General features: G+C 24.6%; 24 protein-coding genes. 9 read left to right on the top strand and 15 right to left on the bottom strand.

Annotated features, from left to right (window positions below; translation table 4 throughout):
- Window positions 1-22: 22 nt before the first annotated feature.
- Genes ffh through ACJA28_RS02205 form a run of 6 tightly spaced genes read right to left on the bottom strand, consistent with a single transcriptional unit; the run spans window position 23 to window position 5424 of the window.
- Window positions 23-1360 (bottom strand): signal recognition particle protein, encoded by a 1338-nt coding sequence (ffh, locus tag ACJA28_RS02180; protein WP_022934545.1) that lies wholly within the window; start codon window positions 1358-1360, stop codon window positions 23-25.
- A gap of 18 nt (window positions 1361-1378) precedes the next feature.
- The gene (locus tag ACJA28_RS02185; protein ID WP_022934546.1) at window positions 1379-1867 is read right to left on the bottom strand and encodes a YfcE family phosphodiesterase; all 489 of its coding nucleotides are present in this window, start codon (window positions 1865-1867) and stop codon (window positions 1379-1381) included.
- Between the two features lie 5 nt (window positions 1868-1872).
- Window positions 1873-3063 (bottom strand): DNA polymerase IV, encoded by a 1191-nt coding sequence (locus tag ACJA28_RS02190; protein ID WP_022934547.1) that lies wholly within the window; start codon window positions 3061-3063, stop codon window positions 1873-1875.
- Between the two features lie 5 nt (window positions 3064-3068).
- Complete coding sequence (rsmG, locus tag ACJA28_RS02195) at window positions 3069-3770, bottom strand: 16S rRNA (guanine(527)-N(7))-methyltransferase RsmG (protein WP_027121615.1); 702 nt, start codon at window positions 3768-3770, stop codon at window positions 3069-3071.
- 4 nt (window positions 3771-3774) lie between these two features.
- Complete coding sequence (locus ACJA28_RS02200; protein WP_027121616.1) at window positions 3775-4734, bottom strand: ribose-phosphate diphosphokinase; 960 nt, start codon at window positions 4732-4734, stop codon at window positions 3775-3777.
- A 36-nt stretch (window positions 4735-4770) separates the two neighbouring features.
- A complete protein-coding gene (locus tag ACJA28_RS02205) occupies window positions 4771-5424 on the bottom strand; it encodes a hypothetical protein (protein WP_022934550.1) in 654 nt (217 codons plus the stop codon).
- 134 nt (window positions 5425-5558) lie between these two features.
- Between ACJA28_RS02205 and ileS the strand changes: the two genes are divergently transcribed.
- Genes ileS through rpiB form a run of 5 tightly spaced genes read left to right on the top strand, consistent with a single transcriptional unit; the run spans window position 5559 to window position 11028 of the window.
- Complete coding sequence (ileS, locus tag ACJA28_RS02210; RefSeq protein WP_022934551.1) at window positions 5559-8219, top strand: isoleucine--tRNA ligase; 2661 nt, start codon at window positions 5559-5561, stop codon at window positions 8217-8219.
- 58 nt (window positions 8220-8277) lie between these two features.
- Window positions 8278-9261, top strand: a complete 984-nt coding sequence (locus ACJA28_RS02215; protein ID WP_033378958.1) for an ABC transporter permease — start codon at window positions 8278-8280, stop codon at window positions 9259-9261.
- A 9-nt stretch (window positions 9262-9270) separates the two neighbouring features.
- Window positions 9271-10065, top strand: a complete 795-nt coding sequence (locus ACJA28_RS02220) for an ABC transporter ATP-binding protein (RefSeq protein ID WP_022934553.1) — start codon at window positions 9271-9273, stop codon at window positions 10063-10065.
- Window positions 10066-10122: 57 nt separating this feature from the next.
- Window positions 10123-10587 carry a Sua5/YciO/YrdC/YwlC family protein gene (locus ACJA28_RS02225; protein ID WP_027121617.1) on the top strand — a complete coding sequence of 155 codons (465 nt, stop codon included), beginning with the start codon at window positions 10123-10125 and terminating at the stop codon, window positions 10585-10587.
- Complete coding sequence (rpiB, locus tag ACJA28_RS02230) at window positions 10588-11028, top strand: ribose 5-phosphate isomerase B (protein ID WP_022934555.1); 441 nt, start codon at window positions 10588-10590, stop codon at window positions 11026-11028.
- A 13-nt stretch (window positions 11029-11041) separates the two neighbouring features.
- Here rpiB and ACJA28_RS02235 read toward each other — a convergent pair whose 3' ends face one another.
- The 9 genes from ACJA28_RS02235 to fba form a co-directional block, all read right to left on the bottom strand.
- The gene (locus tag ACJA28_RS02235) at window positions 11042-11515 is read right to left on the bottom strand and encodes a hypothetical protein (protein WP_022934556.1); all 474 of its coding nucleotides are present in this window, start codon (window positions 11513-11515) and stop codon (window positions 11042-11044) included.
- Entirely contained in the window at window positions 11508-12023 is a 516-nt protein-coding gene (locus tag ACJA28_RS02240) for a DUF4231 domain-containing protein (protein WP_022934557.1), read from the bottom strand. The genes ACJA28_RS02235 and ACJA28_RS02240 overlap by 8 nt, the downstream gene beginning before the upstream one ends.
- A 2-nt stretch (window positions 12024-12025) precedes the next feature.
- Window positions 12026-12499 carry a hypothetical protein gene (locus ACJA28_RS02245; RefSeq protein ID WP_022934558.1) on the bottom strand — a complete coding sequence of 158 codons (474 nt, stop codon included), beginning with the start codon at window positions 12497-12499 and terminating at the stop codon, window positions 12026-12028.
- A gap of 51 nt (window positions 12500-12550) precedes the next feature.
- Window positions 12551-13483 (bottom strand): J domain-containing protein, encoded by a 933-nt coding sequence (locus ACJA28_RS02250; protein WP_022934559.1) that lies wholly within the window; start codon window positions 13481-13483, stop codon window positions 12551-12553.
- 30 nt (window positions 13484-13513) lie between these two features.
- Window positions 13514-14227 carry a pseudouridine synthase gene (locus ACJA28_RS02255; protein ID WP_022934560.1) on the bottom strand — a complete coding sequence of 238 codons (714 nt, stop codon included), beginning with the start codon at window positions 14225-14227 and terminating at the stop codon, window positions 13514-13516.
- Window positions 14228-14311: 84 nt separating this feature from the next.
- Window positions 14312-14638, bottom strand: coding sequence for a hypothetical protein (locus tag ACJA28_RS02260; protein WP_022934561.1), 327 nt, complete (start codon window positions 14636-14638; stop codon window positions 14312-14314).
- Window positions 14639-14794: 156 nt separating this feature from the next.
- The gene (locus tag ACJA28_RS02265; protein WP_022934562.1) at window positions 14795-15682 is read right to left on the bottom strand and encodes a ZIP family metal transporter; all 888 of its coding nucleotides are present in this window, start codon (window positions 15680-15682) and stop codon (window positions 14795-14797) included.
- A 44-nt stretch (window positions 15683-15726) separates the two neighbouring features.
- On the bottom strand, window positions 15727-16248 hold the full coding sequence (locus ACJA28_RS02270; protein ID WP_406602187.1) for a thermonuclease family protein: 522 nt from the start codon (window positions 16246-16248) through the stop codon (window positions 15727-15729).
- A gap of 25 nt (window positions 16249-16273) precedes the next feature.
- A complete protein-coding gene (gene fba / locus ACJA28_RS02275) occupies window positions 16274-17176 on the bottom strand; it encodes a class II fructose-1,6-bisphosphate aldolase (RefSeq protein WP_022934564.1) in 903 nt (300 codons plus the stop codon).
- A 208-nt stretch (window positions 17177-17384) separates the two neighbouring features.
- On the opposite strand from fba, the gene ACJA28_RS02280 reads away from it, so the two are divergent.
- The 4 genes from ACJA28_RS02280 (at window position 17385) to ACJA28_RS02295 (ending at window position 21733) form a co-directional block, all read left to right on the top strand.
- Window positions 17385-18362: an L-lactate dehydrogenase gene (locus ACJA28_RS02280; protein ID WP_027121620.1), complete on the top strand. Its 978-nt coding sequence runs from the start codon at window positions 17385-17387 to the stop codon at window positions 18360-18362.
- 52 nt (window positions 18363-18414) lie between these two features.
- A complete protein-coding gene (locus ACJA28_RS02285) occupies window positions 18415-18639 on the top strand; it encodes a hypothetical protein (RefSeq protein ID WP_022934566.1) in 225 nt (74 codons plus the stop codon).
- Between the two features lie 186 nt (window positions 18640-18825).
- A complete protein-coding gene (locus ACJA28_RS02290) occupies window positions 18826-19581 on the top strand; it encodes a DeoR/GlpR family DNA-binding transcription regulator (protein WP_022934567.1) in 756 nt (251 codons plus the stop codon).
- Window positions 19571-21733: a fructose-specific PTS transporter subunit EIIC gene (locus ACJA28_RS02295; protein ID WP_051122406.1), complete on the top strand. Its 2163-nt coding sequence runs from the start codon at window positions 19571-19573 to the stop codon at window positions 21731-21733. Before ACJA28_RS02290 ends, ACJA28_RS02295 begins: the two co-directional genes overlap by 11 nt.

Raw genomic sequence — 21733 nt, forward strand, 5'->3', positions numbered from 1 at the left:
TTCTTGCTAAAAGCAAGATTTTTTATATCCCAAAATTTGAAGGATCAAATTGTCCGCCTTTTGCTTTTGTCGAAAATTCTTTCATCCTTTTTTTCATTTGATCAAATTCATTTATTAACATATTGTACTCTTGTGCGCTTCGACCACTACCTTTAATAATTCTTTCTTTTCTTGAAGCGTTTTTTAGTAATCTCGGATTTTTTCTCTCTTCTAATGTCATTGATGAAATAATAATTTCAAATAATTTTAACTTTTCATCAGCTTTTTCAGCTTTAGTGTTATCTACCTTTAAATTGCCAGGCAAAAATTTTAAAATTTTTTGTAATGAACCTATTTTTTTAACTTGCTTCAAATTATCCAACAAATCATCCAAATCAAATTCACCCTTCATCATTTTATGCAACATTTTTTTTGATTTTTTTTCATCAATTACTTCTTCAGCTTTTTCAATCAATGAAAGAACATCCCCCATTCCAAGAATTCTTTCAGCCATTCTGTCTGGATAAAACAAATCCATATTTGAAATTTTTTCTCCTGTACCAATAAAAACAATTGGTACATTTAAAAGATATCTAATTGACAAAGCAGCTCCACCACGAGCATCTGAATCTAATTTGGTAATTATAGATCCTGTCAATTTTAATTTTTCGTTAAATGTTGTTGCTACATTAATAATATCTTGACCTGATAGAGCATCAGCCACAAAGAAAATCTCATTAGGTTTAGCAATAGATTTTACTCTTACTAATTCATCCATTAATTTTTCATCAATTGACAAACGACCAGCTGTATCAATAATAACTAAATCATATTTTTCACTATAAGCTTTATCGATAGCTTCTTTTACAATTAAATCAACATTCTGCGAACTTGATTTTTCATAATAATCAACATTAATTTGTTTAGCCAAAGAAATTAATTGTTGAATAGCTGCAGGACGATATACATCTGCTGCAACTAATAATATTTTTTCAATATTTTGTTTCTTTCTAAGATAAGCAGCAAGTTTCGCTGTTGTTGTTGTCTTACCTCCACCTTGTAATCCTGTCATCATAATTATGAAAGGTTTTTTATTAATTTGAAATTCTCTAACTTTATTACCAAGAATATTAGTCAATTCTTCTTTAACAATTTTTACCATTTGTTGTCCTGGATTTAATTGTTTCATTAATTCTTGACCAACAACTTTTTCTTTAATTGAATCAATAAAACTTTTTACAACTTTCAAATTAACATCTGCTTCTAACAAAGCCAATTTAATATCTCTTGTAATTTCTAAAATGTCTGTTTCTTTAAGTTGAGTTTTTTTGGTTGCCTTTTCAATTGCTTTTTGCATTCTAGAACCAATAAAATCAAACATACTAACCTCTCAAGAATATTATTTAATATCAATTATTTCACATTCAACAATTTTATTTTGATTAATCGTTATTATAGCATAAGAAGCGTTTGACCCTCCTCGAGGAAATGTAGTTGATCCTGGATTCATAACCAACCCTTCTTTATATTCAAATATTTTTGGAATATGAGTATGACCATGAATTAAAATGTCGCATTTTTGATCAATTAAAACTTTGTGCATAAATTCATAATTATCTAACTGAGAATAAGAGCCAATTAAATGTCCGTGTTCCAAATGAAATTTAATACCATTAATTTCAAAATCTAATTCATCTTTGAAAGAAGAATTTCAATCGTTGTTCCCTCTAACTGCAAAATTTATATATTTATTAATTATTGAATCATCACAAGTAAAATCACCAGCAATTATTGAATAATCATGTTCAACATTATCAATTATTTTTTGAAGAATTTTCGTATTCCCATGAATATCAGAAAGAACTAATATTTTTACTATATTATTCATACAACCTACTTTTTATCTGATAATAATTTTAAATTATTAAATTTCATCTTACTATTTATTTTGTTAATTATATTAACTACATTATTATTTTCATTTTTGTTTTTACATTCTAGCAAGGAACTATATCTATCTTCATTATATGTTGATTTTAATAAAGAAACAGAGACAGAAAGTACTTTGATCTCTTTTTCAGTTCACATTTTAAGAAATAACTTTAAAGCATGATTATAAATATCCATAAAATCATTTGTTGGCATTAAAATTTTTTTTGAGAAAGAAAAATTTTTTTTATTAACATATTTGATTGAAACATGAATATTTTGAGCAATTAAATTTTTTTTAATTAAATCATAAGAAATTCTTTTACACAATTTTTTCATTAACAAAGAAATTTCTAAAATGTCACTTTCTTCTTTTTTTTCAAATGAATGTTGTGATCCAATAGAAGAGGTTTCTTTTATATCATTTGCAATATTAATTTTGTTATCACCAATTCCATTGGCATTATCAATATAATAATCAATTTTGTTTTTAAATATTTTGATAAATTTAGAATTATTTTTATCTATTTTTGCTAAATCGCCAATTGTTAAAATGTGTTCTTCCATTAATTGATTTGCTAATGAAACTCCAATACCAACAAACAAATTTATTTTTAAAGGTCAAATTTTTTCTTTAATATCTTTTTTTCTAATTAAAGTAATTCCGCAAGGTTTATTAAGATCGGTTGCCATTTTTGCTAAAAACTTGTTATATGAAATACCAATTGAGACACTAACATTAAATTTACTTAAAATATCATTTTGTATTTTTTTGGCAAGTACAATTGGTGAATTATATATTTTTACATATTTTGAAACATCAATATACCATTCATCTATTGAACCAACTTCAATTTTTAATGAGTAATTTTTTTTTATAAAATTAAAAATTCTTTTAGATAATGTTTCATAAAGAAAATAATTTGGTTTTAAATTAATTAAATTAGGGCAAATTTTTTTGACATCAAATAATTTCATTGGAACTCTAGCGCCTTTTTGTTTAGCTGAATAAGATAAAGAGGTAACTATTGAAGATGAGCGATTATGACTAATTGCGATATCTTTATTCTTTAATTCTGGTCTTAATGAAACTTCTGCAGCAACAAAAAATGAATCAACATCTATATGAAAAATAACTATGCTAGATTTATTCATAAATATTATCTAATTTTATTATTTCTTTTAATTTCTGCTCATTTTCTAGGGAATTGTTTTGGTGTTTCTACCATTTTTGTATAAGTGCATACATTATGTTCTTTTTTATCATCTAAATCTACTTTTGTAATTTTTATATCTTTGATTGATAATCGATTAATAATTCAATCTGATTCTTTTAATTCTTGATAAATATTTTTTGATTTTAAGAAAACATATTTGCAGCCAAGATTACCACATTTTGAAGAAACTTCAATCAACATATTTAAAGGCATAACTGCTCTAGCTGTAATACAATCAAACTTTTCAGAAAAATTTTCTTCATCTTCAATTCTTTTGTTGACAATTTTTATATTTTTTAAATTTAATTTATCTTTTACTAAATTCAAAAATATAATTCTTTTTTTAATTGGTTCATAAATAGTTAATTCAATTTTATTATTTGCAAAAATAAAAAATGGAATAGAAGGAAATCCAACACCTGAACCTATGTCCAATAATTTAATTTTTTGTGACTTAAAATTAATAAATTTATCCAATAAAACAATAGATTGATATATTCCGTCTCTTCATATTGTTTTTTCATCAAAACCTGTTAAATTAAAATTATCATTATTAATATTGATTAATTCAACGTATATTTTTAACTTTTGATAAATTAAACTATTATTAACATAATCAAATGTTTTCTTTTCTCACTCAAACATAATATTAATTCAATTTTTTAAACGAATATAAATCAGACATTGACTTAGAATTAAAATCAATATCAATTGCAGCAGATATCATTTTTTGTAATGAAATAATTTCAATTTTTTTAGAATTTATCCTATCTACGTTAGGAATTGAATCTGAAATTAACACTTTATCAATTGCATTTGACTCATCAAAAATTTCAAAACCTTTTGAAAATAAACCATGGGTTGCTGCCAAATAAATTTGTTTTGCTCCTATTTTTTTAAGATATTCTGCTGCTTTTACAATTGTTCCACCTGTATCAATTATGTCATCAATAATAATACAATTCTTATTTTTAACATCGCCAAGTAATCCAACAATTTCAGACTTATTAGGACCGGTTCTTCGTTTATCAACTATAGCTATATCAATATCTTTTGTAATTAACTCAGCAAATTTTCTTGCTCTAACCGCACCCCCATGATCAGGAGAAACAATGGTAAACTTCATTTTTTTTTCTTCTTTAATCAAAGAATGAGTTAAAGGATAAACTCATCTTAAATCATCAACTGGTATATCATAAAATCCTTGAATTGATGGATTATGTAGATCAAATGTAATTAATTTGTTTACACCAGAAATTTCTAATAATCTAGCTATTAATTTAGCTCCAATCGGTTCTCTTTGTGATGCTTTTCTATCTTGTCTAGAATATCCTAAATAAGTCGAAATAACCATAATGCTTGAAGCTGAAGCTCTTTTTAAAGAATCAACAAACAACAAAAGTTCCATTAATGCATCATGACTATTAATACTACAAATTATATAAACTTTTTTATTGCGAACTGTTTTACTTGATCTTACAAGAATTTCTTTATCTGCAAAAACGGTTTTTTCAATTTCAGTCAAATCTATTTTTAAAGATTTTGCAACCAACTTAGCTAAACTAACTTGATTTGAAAGACCAAATAAAATGATTTTATTATTATCAATTCTTGAACTCATCGCAACAATTCCTTAACTTAGCAACTAATCAAATATTATTGTTCTTCTTTTTTTATTTTGAACTACTTCTCATTCTTTGAATTTGGACATTGTATTGTTTCAAGTTGTTTTTAATAGATCTCTTACTTGTAATAAATGATTATTCTCAATTTCATCTAAAATCTCTTTTACTTTTATTTCAATATCAGTTTCATAAACATCAATAGAAACTTTATTTGCATAAATTTGTGTTGTTTTTAAATAAAAATCTTTTATTTTTTCAAGCATATTGTATTTAACACTATTCAAAAATCAATAATCAAATTCAGCTCCACCTTTAATAACTTGTTCAAATGATTCTAATTTGGAAATTAATGAAATATAGTATTGAGACATAAACATAAGTTCTAAAATTGTTTTTTCTCAAACAATATTGTAAAATTCATCAATATTTTCAATTTGTCTGATGATAGAAATTCATTTAGAATCACTTTTATTTACTAAATCTTTGAAAAGTGTCAAATCACCAAAATTATTTTTAATCTGAATCGCTTCTTTGTAAGTTAAACCTTTACCCAATTCTCCATTTAAACTCATTTCTTCAGTTAATTCCATTGTTTTCTCAACATCTAAAATAAGAGTTTTTCTGTTTCCGACTTCTATTTCTTGAGTTTCTAATTTTTTAACGATATAAGGCACTATAATTACCACTTTCTTGACATTTTGTTACAAAACTTTATATTATTTAAGAATTACACTAATTTTACTCAATTTTAAAATTTTTCTTAATAAAATAATGATAATAATTTTAGTTTACACAAGAAAGCGATTTTATGGAAGAAAAAAAAGACTATAAATCAACTTTAAACATGCCAAATACAGAATTTTCAATGAAAGCTGATTTAAAAATTAAAGAACCTTATTTCAGAAAAATATGAAAAGATAATGATATCTATGAAAAAGTTCTAGAAAAAAATAAAAATAGTACCAATTTTATTCTTCATGATGGCCCTCCCTATGCAAATGGTTCCCTGCATACAGGTCATGCTTTAAACAAAATTATTAAGGATATTATCATTAGGTACAAGTCTATTAACAACTTTTATACACCATATATTCCTGGTTGAGATACTCATGGTTTGCCTATTGAAAATAAAATGCTTAATGAAATGAATGTAGATCATAAAAAAATTTCTGTAATTGACCTTAGAAAAAATGCAGCAAAATACGCTTTAAGTCAAATAGAAATTCAAAAAAAACAATTTTTAAAATTACAGATGTTAAGTGATTTTGAAAAAATTTATAAAACACTTGATAAATCTTACGAAGTTAAACAATTAAAAGTTTTCAAAAAAATGTGTTTGGACGGTTTAATTTACCGCGGTCTTAAACCTGTTTATTGATCTCCTTCTTCTCAATCTGCTCTAGCTGAAGCAGAAGTTGAATATCAAGAACATAGATCTCCATCAATTTTTGTAAAATTTCCTGTAACAAAAGGAAATGAAATTGTTAAGAAAAATGATAACTTGTTAATCTGAACAACTACACCCTGAACATTAATTGCAAATGCTGGTATTGCTATTAACAATGATTTTGATTATTCATTATTAAAGTATAAAAACGAAAATTATATTATTGCAACTAAACTAGTAGATTCTTTAACCAAAACTTTTGAATGAAAAGATTTTGAAATCATCAAAAATTTTAAAGGGAAAGATATTTTAAACATTGAATATCTATCAATTGTAAACAATAATATTTGTCCTGTAATTTCTGGACATCATGTAACTTTAGAAGCTGGTTCTGGACTTGTGCATATAGCTCCGCTTTTTGGAGAAGACGATTTCATAATTGGTAAAAAAAATAATCTAAATATGATAATGCATATCAATGATGATGGAACAATTAACGAGTCAGGAAATGAATATCAAAATATTTTTTATGAAGATGCAAATAAAAATATTGGGAAATGATTAGAAGAAAATAATTATCTAGTTAAACTAAAATTTATAAAACATCAATATCCTCATGATTGAAGAACAAAAAAACCTATTATTTTTAGAGGTACACCACAATGATTTGTTTCGATAAATAAAATAAAAGATAGAATTATCAATTCTCTTAAAGAAGTTAAATTTTATTCTGAATGAGGTTACAAAAGATTATTAACAATGATTCAAAATAGAGAAGATTGAACAATTTCAAGACAAAGAGCTTGAGGTGTTCCAATAATTATTTTTTATGACGAAAATAAGAATGTTGTTATGAAAGAAGAAATTTTTGACTATGTAATTAATCTTGTAGAAAAACATGGAACAAATATTTGATACGAAAAATCAGTTGATGAATTACTTCCTGAAAATTATCGAAATAAAAATTGAACTAAAGAAAATGATATTATGGATGTTTGATTTGATTCTGGGACTTCATTTTTAGGAGTGGATATAGATGGTATTCAACCACCATTTGATTTATATTTTGAAGGTAGTGATCAATATCGAGGTTGATTTAATTCATCATTAATTAATTCTGTTGCTTATTCAAATAATGCCCCTTTTAAAGAACTTTTATCTCATGGTTTTGTTGTAGATGAAAAAGGAAGAAAGATGTCTAAATCTTTAGGTAATGGAATTGATCCAATTGATATTATTAATGAAAATGGCGCTGATATATTAAGGCTTTGAGCAGCAAATAGTGAATACTCAAATGATATTTCAATTTCAAAAAATATAATTAATCAAACAGGAGAACTTTATCGTAAATTTAGAAATACAATAAGATTTTTATTGTCAAATTTATATGATTATAAATACGAAAAAACAAAATTAACAGGTATAAATTTATTGATAAAAGAACGATTAGAAAATTTAAAAATTAAAGTTAAAAAATTTTATGACGATTATCAATTCATAAACATTGTAAAAGATATTAATAATTTTGTTGTTGACTTATCTACTTTTTACTTATCAATTACAAAAGATATTCTTTATGTAGAAAAACCAGATAGCAAAATTCGTAGAGAAGTTCAATTTGTTATTTATGAAATTCTTGATTTTATTTTAATATCCTTGTATCCCATAATACCAACAACTTGCGAAGAAGCTTATCAATTTTTTAATAAAGAAAATAAAAAAATATCTATTTGTCTTGAATCGTTTTACGAAGTAAACAAAATCGAACAATATCAAGAAGAAGAAAAATGAAAAGAATTTTTTATTTTAAAAAACGAAATTTATAAATTAATTGAACAAAGCATTAAATCAAACATAATAAAAAGATCAAATGAAGCGTTTGTTACTTTGAATACAAATTCAGATTTTATCAAATCATTAAACTTAAAAATGTTGCTTATGGTAGGTAAAATAGAATTTTCAAATGAAAATAAAGTTAATAAATTTGATTCTTTAAAATGTCAAAGATGTTGAAATCATTTCGAAAAAAAAGAAATAAAAAACGAATTATGTATTAGATGTAATGAGGTTTTAGAAAGTTAAAGTTCACACTATTTAAAAAGAACAACATTTATTTTTGTTGTAAAATTTTGTGGTTGATATGGAAAAAGAACAAAAAATACAAGAGATTGCAGTTCTTGAGTTGGTTAATAGACATTTTTGGAAATCTAAAATAGGTCCTTTATCAGCTCTAATCATCCCTTTGTTTCTTATGGTGATATATAAAATTCTAAGTAAGAACGAAAGTTCGTTATTTATTAGCGGATTACCATCATATTTTTCTTTTTCGATTTTACCTTTATGTTTTATTTCTTTGCCTCAAATGATCGTTGAATTTAAAACATCCATTATCCTTAGAAAAATAGCAAACTCTAGAATAACATCCGTTAAATTTATTTTAATTGTTATTTTATACAACTTTACTATGATTTTGTCTGTGACATTTTTAATAATTTTGTTATATGCCATTTTTCTTAATGTCAACGCAAAAGCAGGATTTGAATATATAAATTGATATGAACTAATCTATTCTCTTCTAAATGTTTATATTTGTTGTTTATCTATTGGATTATTATTGGGTGTTTTAATAAACAAAAATAATCTTGTACAAATTATTGGTTTTAGTCTTATCATGATTTCAGTCATACTATCAGGACAATTCATTCCAATTTCTGTTTTATTTCGCACAAAAGCAGTTAGTTATATTTCTTTGTTATCACCTGTATCTTATTGTTTAAATCAAATGAATATTGTTTTATTGCCAAATAATAGTAAAACTATTTTGGAATTAAATGAAACAATAGGTTTGCTTCCTAATACGAATTTGGAAGAAAAAATTTTAGAGATCCAATCATACAAATATCATGGTATATTTGATTTCAATCACACTTTTAAGATATTTGATTGAAGTACAACTCAGATATTACAAGATGAAAATAACTCTGTTAAAACATTTATTTCTAAAATTGTGATAACTCCAATTTTCGATCCATGGCAAAATATTTTAAATGTTATCATGCCATATTTAATTTCGATTTTAGCAATAATAATTTCTATTAAACAATTTAAATGAACAAGTAGATAGGATTTATATATGATTGAATGAAAAAAATTAGTAAAAAACGAAAAAGAAAATCCTTATGATAATATAAAATCTTTCATCAAGAAAGATGCATATTCGTCTCAAAATGCACTTATTGTTGTTAAAGATCTATCACATAACTTTAAATCAAAAGTAATTTATAAAAATATAAATTTTGAAATTTATGAAAATGAAAAAGTTGCTTTTTTAGGCCCAAATGGAGCAGGAAAAACAACAATGATATCTACAATTTGTGGTTTTATAAAACCTAAAAGTGGAAATATAGATTATTTATTCAATTACAATAAAAAACCTTATGAAAAACTTTCTGTACAATTTCAAGATCTTCAATTTCCTTCATCATTAACTCCAAAAGATTTAATTGAATTTACTATTAAATTAACTAATTCCAAAAACTATGAAGAAGAAATAATCGAAGGAATAAAAGCTTTTGGAATAGATGACATTTTAAACATAAAAATGTCCAAACTTTCAGGAGGACAACAGCAAAGAGTTAATGTTTTTCTTTCGATTATAGGAAAACCAAAAATATTATTTTTAGATGAATTTACCACAGGATTAGATATTTCAGTAAAAAACAAACTTCAGAAATATATTATAGATTTTTGCAAAAAAAATAAAATTACACTTGTAATGATAAGTCACGATGTAGACTCAATTGAAGAAATGGCTGAAAGAATTATTATTTTGGCAAACAAAAAAATAATTGTGGATGCATATAAAGAAGATATTGAAAATGAATTTGGTTCTACTAGAAATATGTTAAAAAAATTCATTCTTTCTTAATAATTAATTAAAGAAAAATTAAATATTTTTTTTATTTTATTTATTATTTATATAAAAATGAAATTGTTAAAAGATTATGATGTTTTTATAGTGACTACTGATACTGTTTTAGGTATTGGTGGTAAAGTTAATGACAAAGTTAAAAATAAAATCTATAAATTAAAAAAGAGAGATTTATCTAAAAAATTAATTATTGTTGTATCATCAATTGAACAATTAAAAAAAATAGAAAATATTAATAAAATTCATTTAGAATACATTAATAAATATTGACCAGGTAATGTTACTTTGATTATTAATGATAATGCATATAGAATGCCGAATAATAAAGAATTATTAAAATTTATTGAAAATGAAGGGCCTTTTTATTTAAGTTCAGCAAACATATCAAATGAAAGTATAATTAAAGATATTAACGAGGCAAAAAAAATTTTTCCAAATTTAAAATATTTTGATTTTGGTAAAGGTTCAGGAACTCCTTCAATAATAATAGATACTAAAACAGGAATGAGGTTAAGATAGATGAAAGAAAAAATTTACTTAAGTAGTGATCATGCTGGATATGATTTAAAAAACAATATCAAAAATTATTTAAAAAAAAATAATTATGAAGTTATAGATTTAGGAACTGATAATAATACTAATTCAGTTTCATATGCTGATTATGGAAAAAAACTGGCTAAAAACGTTTTGCAAAATAATGGTTCTTATGGCATTGGTGTTTGCGGTACTGGATTAGGTATTTCTTTTGCAGTAAATAGATTTAAAGGTATAAGAGGAGCAAGAATTACTTCAATTGAAGACGCAAAATTAGCCAGAGAACACAATAACGCAAATATTTTATTATTTGGTGGAAGACAAATAACAATTGAACAAGCAGAAAAAATGATTGAAGAATTTTTTAAAAATAAATTTGAAGGTGGAAGACATAAAAATAGAATTGATTCGTTGGATGAAAAATAAAAAATTTTTATCTTTAAGTTATTTGATCATTTTCAAGTTCATGTAATTTTTCGCTTACTTTAATAACAATTTCCTTTACATTTTTTTTGTCTTGATAATTCTTATCAATATAATCCAAAAAGTTATTTAATTCACTTATTCTTCTCAAATAAATTTCTTTTCTTTTTTTAAATCTAAATATTCCATCTAATCCAACAATAAACGTAATTGTTGAAGTTATTATTGAAATAGAAACAAAAATCATTTGAATATTTTTACCACCAATTTCCTTTCCAATAACAAACATTGTTAAGATAACAATTGTTGTGCTCATTAAAAAAGAAATTAAATTCATAAATATAAAAATAACTTTAGACTTAAGAATTTTTTTGGATAAATTTGTATATTCGTTTAATAAATAATATTCAACAATTTGTTCAACAGAATTATTAAAATCACTTACTAATAATGTTTTATCTTTTTCATTTTTCTTTTTGTTATTAATCATTTTTTTCCTTTAATTTATTTATCTTATTAATATTTGATGCTTCATCTAGTATCAAAAATACCCGATCAACAAACAAAGCTCTTCTATTTATTTCTATTTGTTTGTAATAATATCCCATTTCATTTTCAAATTGATATATTTCAAAATCTAATTTGCGATATAATGTTCTATTTTTTAAATAGCCATCTTTAAAAGCAAAAAAAGCTGAAATAGTACTTATTAAAGCAACACAAGCTGAAATAGTATTTGTAATATAAACATAATTATCCAATATTTGTGATAATTGCTCATTCCCTTCTGCTGCACTAGCTTCGAATATTCAAAGTTTTGCTAATTTTAATGTTGATAAAATACTTAAAATAAGCGTAGATAATAAAGCAATTAATGAAACTAAAACAAATAATAAAAAGAAAAAATATTTTTTATATAAAGCTATTTTTCGATTATTAATCGCATATTGATACCCATCTTCAATCGGATTTAAAAAATTTTTTGTTACTCAATTCATATTTATCCACCCAAAACTTTTTTAGCTAATTTTTTATAACTTAATTTTTTATATTCAAATTTTTTATTATTAATTTCATTTAATATATCAACAGCCTCATTAATTTCAATATTTTTTTCTTTTATTTTAATTATTAAATATTGATATTCTTCTAGTGTAGTTTTATAAAAGAAAACTTTGCTTTTAATTTTGTATATAGAAATTAAAATTGAAAATACAAATAAGCAAATAGTAAACAAAGAAACAATCGTAGGAAGGATAATAACATTCACTTCTGATTTTTTATTAACTATTTCTTTAACTAATTCTATAAGCGCCCATATTGAGAGACCAATAATTAATGCGTTCAACAACATAATAAAAAAAGAAACAAAAGTTGAAAAAACAACATTTATTTTCATTTTTTTATGTGTTAAACTAATATCTTCTTGAATTTTATTTTTAATTAACTCAATTTTTTTGTCATCATCTTTCATTAATTTAAAAATTATAACATTTAGTAATACTTAAATTAATTATGAAAACAATTATTCGATAATATCAAAAAGTTTTAAAACAACAAAAACGATAAAAACGATAAAAATTATAGTAATAAAAGCGATAATTGAAATAAAAAATTTTTTACTCTTATCTACACGTTTTTTATTTTTTTTAATTTTCTTTATTGTTGTTGGATTTTTATTGTTAATATTTGAAGATAGATCTATTAATTTATTCATAATATATAATAATTCGTTTTTTAATTCAATAGAGAAAAAAACAAAATCTGAATCATCAAATATTTTACTTTTAGTTATTACATCCATTATATATTCATATGCATTGTTATTATTTAAAATTTCTATTCCTTTATTAATTGCTAAAAAAGAAGATTTATAATAATCTAGTCTTTTATCTATTTCTCTTGATTTTTTTGTAATTCTTTTATATTCTTTTAATAAATCTATTGTTAAAAAATAATTAAGGAAAGATTGATAAAAATAAGTTAAAGAGTTATTTTTAATCATGGTTTGCATAATTGAATTTGTACTTCAAAATGTTTTTCAAAAAAAAGAATAAATTGTCATTACCTGATCTACTGATAAAGAATTAATATATTTATCAAACTCTGATTTATTAAAATCTCTTTTTAATAAATCAGAAAAATAAGTTAAATCAAAACCAAATCGTTTTGCATATATCTCTTCTTTTTCATCAAAAATAATAAAATTCTCACTTAATTTTTGATAATCAAGATAATAATCATATTCTTTTCTTTTTTCTTCATCAGACAATGTTTCATATGCTTTTTTTATTTCTATAAATTTTTTCTCTGCATCTTTTTCTTTGTTTATATCAGGATGATAAAGATGAGCTTGTTTAAAATAGGCTCTTTTAACTTCTGCAACAGAAGCATTTCGATTTAAATTTAATAATTGATAATAATTTTTATCAACATTATTTTCTTCTAAAGAATTCATGATATTAACATTTTATAAAATAATTTATTATTAATTAAGATTAACAAGGTTTTTTAAAGTTTTAATTTCATACTTTTTTAATTCTCTATATGAACCAATAGGTATTTTTTCACAAGTCAAACCTGCAAATTCAACTCTTTTTAAATCTAAAACTTTTTTATTAACAAGTTCAAATATTTTCTTTACATGATGATAAGAACCTTGAGTTAAAGTAACCAAATAAGATTTTTTATTAACTTGTTCGATTATATGATTTGATTTTTTATTGTTAATGTAAATATTATTTGAATTTAAATATAAAAGTTCCTTATTGCTTAAAGATTCATTAATTCTAACGCGATAAATTCTTTTGATTTGATTAGAAGGATGAGTTAAACGATTAGCAAGTTCGCCATCATTAGTAATAATTAGAACTCCAGTCGTATCATAATCTAAACGACCAACTGGAAATAAATAATTATTATCATCAATCAATGAAGTTACTAATGTTCGATTAAATCGATCTTTCAATGTACAAATTGTTTTTTTGGGCTTGTTCAAAAGATAATACTTTTTTTTAGGAAAGGAGCAAATTTTCTTTCCATCTATTTCAACAATATCATCTAGAGAAATTTTTTGACCTAATGTTGCGTTTTTCCCATTAATTTTTATTTTGTTTTTTTTAATTAATTCTTCAGCTTCACGACGTGAAGCAATTCCTGCAATTGACAAGTATTTATTAATTCTAATTTCTTTATCAGTCATAAAACCACCATTATACTAAATTAAAAACAATAAGAAGCCTAAATTTAGGCTTCTTGATTTATAACACATCAAATAAAAATATAATTATTTATTCTTTACTTCTTTTTTTTCGTCAATTTCCTTCTGTTTGCTTGATTTTTTTTCTTTATTTTCTTTATTTATCTTATTTTCTTTTTTATCTGGCAGTATTGTAACAATAGACATAATTGTAGTAGCAATAAATCCTGAAAATAAAGCTAAACCAATACCAATTACATATCCATATGCCTGAACTACAGAAGGACTATCAGAGCTAGGGTATTTTTTACTAAAATCTGAAAAGTAGTCATAATTGACAAAGCATAAAACTGCTCCAACAAATAAAAATAATGCTAATGATATTCAAGCACTAAATTTAAGTCATTTCTTCATAAAATATTCAATCTCCTTTTAATTACAACTACATTATTATAAATTATAATTCTCTTTACAAATTGTATTTTGATCTTATCTAGTGCATTTAGTAATATGACACGATTTAATAATGCAAATTATTATTAATAAAATAAACATTAGTAATATTTCTAACTAATGACTATGATCGTGAAAACACAGAATAAATAATCCCGAACCAATACCAATAATAAAAATTAAGATAGTTGTATATCATGATTTACCAACCATTTTTTGATCATGTAAAAATTCAGGTAAAAATTCAACGATAGAAATAAATAATAAAAAAGATGCGGCAATTAATTGAACAATATGAATAGCTATTTCATTTTCTAATGAAAATCAACCTATTATTGAACCAATAATAATTAATGGAATGACTAAAGAAATAGCAATCAAACTATTAATTATTGCTTTTTTTCTTTTAATTCCCATGTCAATTTGTCTATAGTAAATAATTAATTCTTCTGGAAAAATATGAATTACAAAAGAACATAAAAAAACAATGTTAACGACGTTAAAATCACCATGGGCAATCGAAGAACACAGCAAACCTATAATTAAACCATCAGGAATTCTATGAGTTAATAAAAAGAATATTGCAAATGCTTTTGATTTAGGATTATAATCACTAATATTAAAAATCATTTTGTCATGATTGTGAGTATGAATTTCAGTTTCTCCTTTTGTTCTTGCAAAGAAATATTTGAAACCAACTGATAATAATAATCCAAATAAAACAACAGAAGTAAGAATGGAAGCAACTATTGCTTTTGAAGCTATTTCATTACCAGGAAATTGTCTATTGAAGTAACTATCTAAATGTTCTTTAGATTCTCCTATAAATAAAACTGTTGACATTATTAAGAAAAAACCTGAAGAAAAAGCATATAAATAACGATTTGTTTTCTTGCTAATTGTTGGTTTGAATATAGGCAAAAGTATTCCACATAATAACGGAATACCTACAACGAATAAAGAAATAATTGAAATTGTTAATATCAATATTTGAACGTTTGTCATCTAAACTTTCTACAATAATCTTTGCTTCAATTTTATCAAAAATATTATTTTGGATATATTTTTTTTAACACCGCATTAGATTCAGATCAAAAACCCATTTTATTTATTTTTGCATAATTTTGTAAATCGTATAAATGATCGATGTAATCACTATCATAATAATAAAAATAACTTGATTTTATTGGCGAAATATATCTTACAATAGCATACCCATTTTTAATCATATAAGAGCTAAAATCCAGTCCATTTTTCATTGTTACTTTACTAATTCAACGATCATATTTATCTTTTTTTAAAGCTTCAATATCAACTTTTGTTTGACCTAATAATTCTCTTGCTTTTTCTTTTGCTAGAGTTCCATAAAAATATTGAGGACCACTAGTTGGTTTAAAATTACTAGATGAATCATAAGTTTCTGGAGTGTCGATTCCTAAAATTCTATATTTACTATCGTTTGATAAAAATGTATCTCCATCAATTACGTTTTCTATAAAGATTTCTGAAGAATAATGAGATACTAGATTACAAGAATTTGTAAATGAAATAGAAAAAAAAGAGAAACTCATTACTGGTAAAAAAAACAAAGCTTTTTTATGCTTTGTTTTTTGAACCAAGTTCTTCAATCTTTTCTAATACTGTTTCTCTCATTGCTGTAATACCAGATGCATATAATTTTCTAGGATCAAAATTTTTTCCTTTTTTTGCCTCACCAGATTCTATAAATTTCCATATAGCTTTTGCATTTGCTTGTTGTAATTCTGTATTAATATTAATTTTTGAAATTCCTAATGAGATAGCTTTTTGAATTTGATCCTTTGGAATTCCTGAACCACCATGTAAAACCATTCCAATTTGACATGCTTTTGATAAATTTTCTAAAGCATCAAACTTTAATCCTTTTCATCCTTTTGGATATGGTCCATGAATATTACCAATACCTGCTGCTAAAAAATCAATTCCTAAATCTGCCATTTTTTTAGCTTCTTCTGGATTTGCAATTTCTCCTTCTCCAATAATTCCATCTTCTTCTCCACCAATTGAACCAACTTCTACTTCAACTGATGCATTATACTTTTTAGCTAATTTAACTACTTCTTTAGTATTTTCATAGTTTTTTTCAAAAGATTCATGAGAACCATCATACATAACTGATGTATATCCATTCTCTAAAGCAATTTTTGTTGCTTCAAATGAACCATGATCCAAATGTAATACCACAGGAACTGTTATATTTAAATCATTCATTAATCCTGTCACCATTCCATAAACAGTTTTATAGCCACCCATGTATTTAACTGCACCTTCAGATGTTCCTAAAATAACTGGTGATTTTGCTTCTTCAGCTGCTAACAATATAGTTTTTGTTCATTCTAAATTGTTAATATTGATATGAGGAATAGCATACTTACCTTCATATGCTTTTTTTACCATCTCTTTTGCATTAATTAGATTTTTGGGTTTTGAAATAATATCTTTATTACTAAACAATCCCATTTTTTTCTCCTTTAAGTTCTGCTTTGTCTGTCTAATTGTTCTATAAATTATATCATTTTTAACTTAGAATTCAACAACATTAGAACACGATTCTTTTCACAACATTATTTATTTTTTGTAAATTTCTGATCGCTTTGCCAAAAAGCGTTTTTTAAATTTTGTTCTATAATGTAGTATGAAAAAAGATAGGAGAAAAAAAGAAAATTTTATGAAAGCTAAAAAAATTATTTTAATCGGAGCTGGAGCTGTAGGTTGTTCATTTTTATATTCAGCAATGAACAGAGGCTTGGCATCAGAATATGGAATTATTGATGTTAACAAAACAAATGTTGAAGGACAAGTTTTAGATTTTGAAGATGGTAGTGCACCAATGGATTATCCGTTTAATGTTTTTGCAGCAACATACAAAGATTGTAAAGATGCAGATCTAGTTGTAATTACAGCAGGAAGACCACAATTACCTGGAGAAACAAGGTTAAATATGGTTGAAGGTAATGCTTTAATTATGAAAGATATAGCTGAAAATGTCAAAAAATCAGGATTTAAAGGAATTACTGTTATTGCTTCAAACCCAGTTGATATATTAACACTTGTTTATCAAGAAGTAACAGGTTTCGAAAGAAAAAAAGTTATTGGAACAGGAACATCTTTAGATTCAGCTAGATTGACTAGAGAAATTTCAAAAAGAATCAATGTTGCACCTCAATCAATTCAAGCTTATGTTTTAGGTGAACATGGAGATTCTTCTGTTTCAGCGTTTTCTGTTGCAACAGTAGGTGGAGTTCCTTTATCTCAATTTGCTAAAAAAGGAAGAATTAATGAAAAAGAATATCCAAAAATTCATGAATACGTTTGAAAAAAAGCATATGAAATAATTGATCGTAAAAGGGCAACATTTTATGGTATTGGTGTAAATACAGCTAATATTTGTGAAAATATTATTAGAGATTCAAAAAAAATTCTTGTTGTTGGAGCATTTTTAGAAGGGCAATATAAAAATAAAGATATTTATACAGGAGTGCCTGCAGTTTTGGGAGCAAACGGAATTCAAGAAATTATTGAGCTACCAATTAGTACCACAGAACAAAAACAATTTGATAAATCTGTTAAACAATTAAAAGAAGTAGTTGAAAAAGCTAGAAAAGCAATTAAGAATGCATCATCAAGCAAAAAAAATAAAAAATAGGTCTTAAATTGTTATAATTATGTTTTAAAAATTATTTAATAAGGAGTCACTTATGGCAAAAGGTGTTAAAGATATTGAAAAGAAAAAACTTATTGCACTTATTTTAATGTTATTTCCTGTAATTGGAATTGTTGGATTTGTTATCTATCTAATCGATTTACTAAAAGGAAATTACTCAGTATTAGAATTGGTTGTTTGTATTTTAACAATTTTCTGATTATTCTGAATTCCTGCAATTCTATTATGATTAAATGCATTAGGAATTTACAAACTATAATTCTTTAAATAAGGAAAAATAGTTTATTATCTATTGAGACTAAAAAAACCAAGATGAATATCACAATTCATCTTGGTTTTTTTAGTCTCAATAAAATTAATTTAAAAATTATTCAAAATTATTCATATTTATTCAAAATTATTCATTTATTTATATAATTATTAACGGAGTTAATAACTAATAAATATGTCAAAAATAATTCAAGAGAAAATTCTGCTATTTATTAAACAAAAAAAGATAACTAAAACTAAAGAAATAGAAGAGAAGTTCAAATTAACCCAATCTTCAACTAGGAGATATCTTATTAAACTAGAAAACAACGGATTAATTGAAAGATTGTTTGGTGAAGTTATTCTTAAAGAATCTCAAAGTTTTAGAGATCAAGATTTTGATGAAAAAATTAACTCCAATGTTGATACAAAAAGAAAAATTGCTCAATATGCTTCAAAACTTGCTCAAAATTACAAAACAATTTTTGTTGACTCTGGTAGCTTATGTTATTTTTTATTAGAATATCTCGATAAAAAAATTGAGTTATTTACAAATTCATTATCAAACGCTAAAAGAGCGATTGATTTAGGATTTGAAAATATCAACATTATTGGCGGAAAAATAAAACAAGATACTAAAGCAATAGTTAATTTAAACGAAGAAGAATTAATAAAAATCAATTTTCCAATTTCTTTTATTGGAGTAAATGCAATTGATGAATTAGGCAATCTCTATACACCTGAAAAAAAAGAAGCTAAAGCTAAAAATGATATTATCAAAAGATCAATAATAACAATTATCTTAGCTGAAGAAGAAAAATTTAATACAAAATCTACTTTTAATTTTAATTCTCAAAATCAAAATATTATTATTGTCACAAATGCAAAAATTAGAAATTTAAAAAATAAAAATATTCAAATAGTAAATACAAAGGAGAGAAATGAACTTTAATGATTTTTTTAAAGAAGATCTAATCTTATTAGATAAAAATTATTCATCTAAAGAAGAAGCTCTTAAAGATTTTGCTAAAGTTCTAGTTAAACGAGGTTATGCTTCAAACGAAAAAAGAGTTGTAGAAATGGCTCTTAAACGTGAAGCAGAATCTTCAACTGGAATTGGTGAAGGAATTGCGATTCCTCATATAAGAGATGAAGTTATGAAAACTTCAGTAATTTTCTTTGCAAAAGTTAATCAAATTAATTGAGATTCTTTAGATGGCAACCCTGTAGATTATGTTTTTTTCATTGCTTTAAATCCAAATAGTAGTGGTTCACATATTGAAATTCTTGCAGCATTAATGAAACTATTTATGAATGAAAATTTCAAAAAAGAACTTAAAAAAGTAAATTCTATATCTCAATTAATAAAAGTGATGAATAAATACAATGAAGAAGAAAAAAGTGAAGATACAGATACAACAACAAATTGAGATGTTGTAGCAGTTACTGCTTGTCCAACAGGTATTGCTCATACTTTTATGGCTCGAGATATGCTTGTTAAAGCTGGTAAAGAAATGGGAATAAAAATTAAAGTTGAGACTCAGGGCGCTGATGGGATTAAAAATACTCTAACACCTGAGGATATAAAAAATGCAAAAGGTGTTATTATTGCTTGTGATCGAGTTGTTGATTTATCAAAATTTGCAGGGCATCCAAACGTTTTAGAAATGGGAACAAAACCAGTTATTAAAGATGCTCAAAAAGAAATTCAAAAATCATTAAATGGTGAAGGACATAAATTTGCGGGCAAAGCAAAAACATCAGAAAATTCTTCAGATGTAGAAGCAGAAATGTCATTTAATAAATTTGGAAAAAGAGCTTATAAATCATTAATGACTGGTGTTTCTTATATGCTACCTTTTGTTATCTTTGGTGGAATACTTATTGCTCTTGCATTTTTATTTGATATGAAAAATGCTGGTGAAAGTAATTTTGGTAGTGGAAATTCAGTATCTAAATGAACAAAAGGATTAGGAGATTTAGCATTTGGAATGATGGTGCCAATTTTAGCAGCATACATTGCTTACGCTATTGTTGGTCGACAAGGATTATTGCCTGGATTTATTGTTGGTTTAATTGCTAAAGGAGATTTTTTCTTTTATTTAAATCCTAATACAGGTGATGTTCAATGATTAGGAAAAGGTGGCGCTAATTCAGGAGTGTTCGGGGCAATTGGTGGCGCATTCCTAGCAGCAACAATTTTAATTCTTTTTTCAAAATTATTAAGTCTTGAAGTAAACACTAAACATGGTAGAAAACCATGATTCCCAACAACATTGAATGGTATCAAAAACATTTTAATTATTCCATTATTTGGTACTTTCTTTATTGCTATTTCATTTTGAATCGTTAACATTCCTTTAATTTACTTAAATTGAGCATTTACTAAATTTTTAGAATTATTTGAAGGTAAACAATATCTTGCTTGATTACTAGGATTAATTCTAGGAGCAATGATGTCAGTTGATTTAGGGGGTCCTATTAATAAAGCTGCTTATGTTTTCGCAACAACTTCATTAAACAATGTTGCACCAAGCGAAGGTGGAACAATTGCTATGGCTGCATCTATGGCTGGTGGAATGTCTGCACCACTTGGTATTGCTTTAAGTGTTACATTCTTTAAAAAATTATGATCAAAAGAAGACAGAGATGCTGGAATGGTAAATTATGTAATGGGAGCAACTTTTATTTCTGAAGGAGCGATTCCATTAACAATTAAAAATCCAAAAGTTATGATGCCTTCAAATATTATCGGTTCTGCTGTTACAGGGTTGTTAATAGGAGCTCTTGGAGTTAAAATTTCTGCACCACATGGGGGGGTATTAACTGTTGCTCTTGCTAAATGTAACTACTTTAGTAACCAAGGATTATCAGTAGGATTAGGAGTTGTATTCTTTATCACTGCCGTTTTAGCTGGATCTATTGTATCGATGTTTTGTATTTTTCTATTTACAAAAATAATTGGAAATGGGAACCAAAGAAAAGATAATGAATTAAAGGCTAAAAAATCAATTAAAAAAGAATTTTCTAAACAAAATATACAAAAAATAAAAAATAACTTTAACTCTAATTTAGTACTAAAAAATAATTTGATTCTAATTTAG

The sequence above is a fragment of the Mesomycoplasma moatsii genome, assembly GCF_045276915.1.
GTDB lineage: Bacteria > Bacillota_I > Bacilli_A > Mycoplasmatales > Metamycoplasmataceae > UBA710.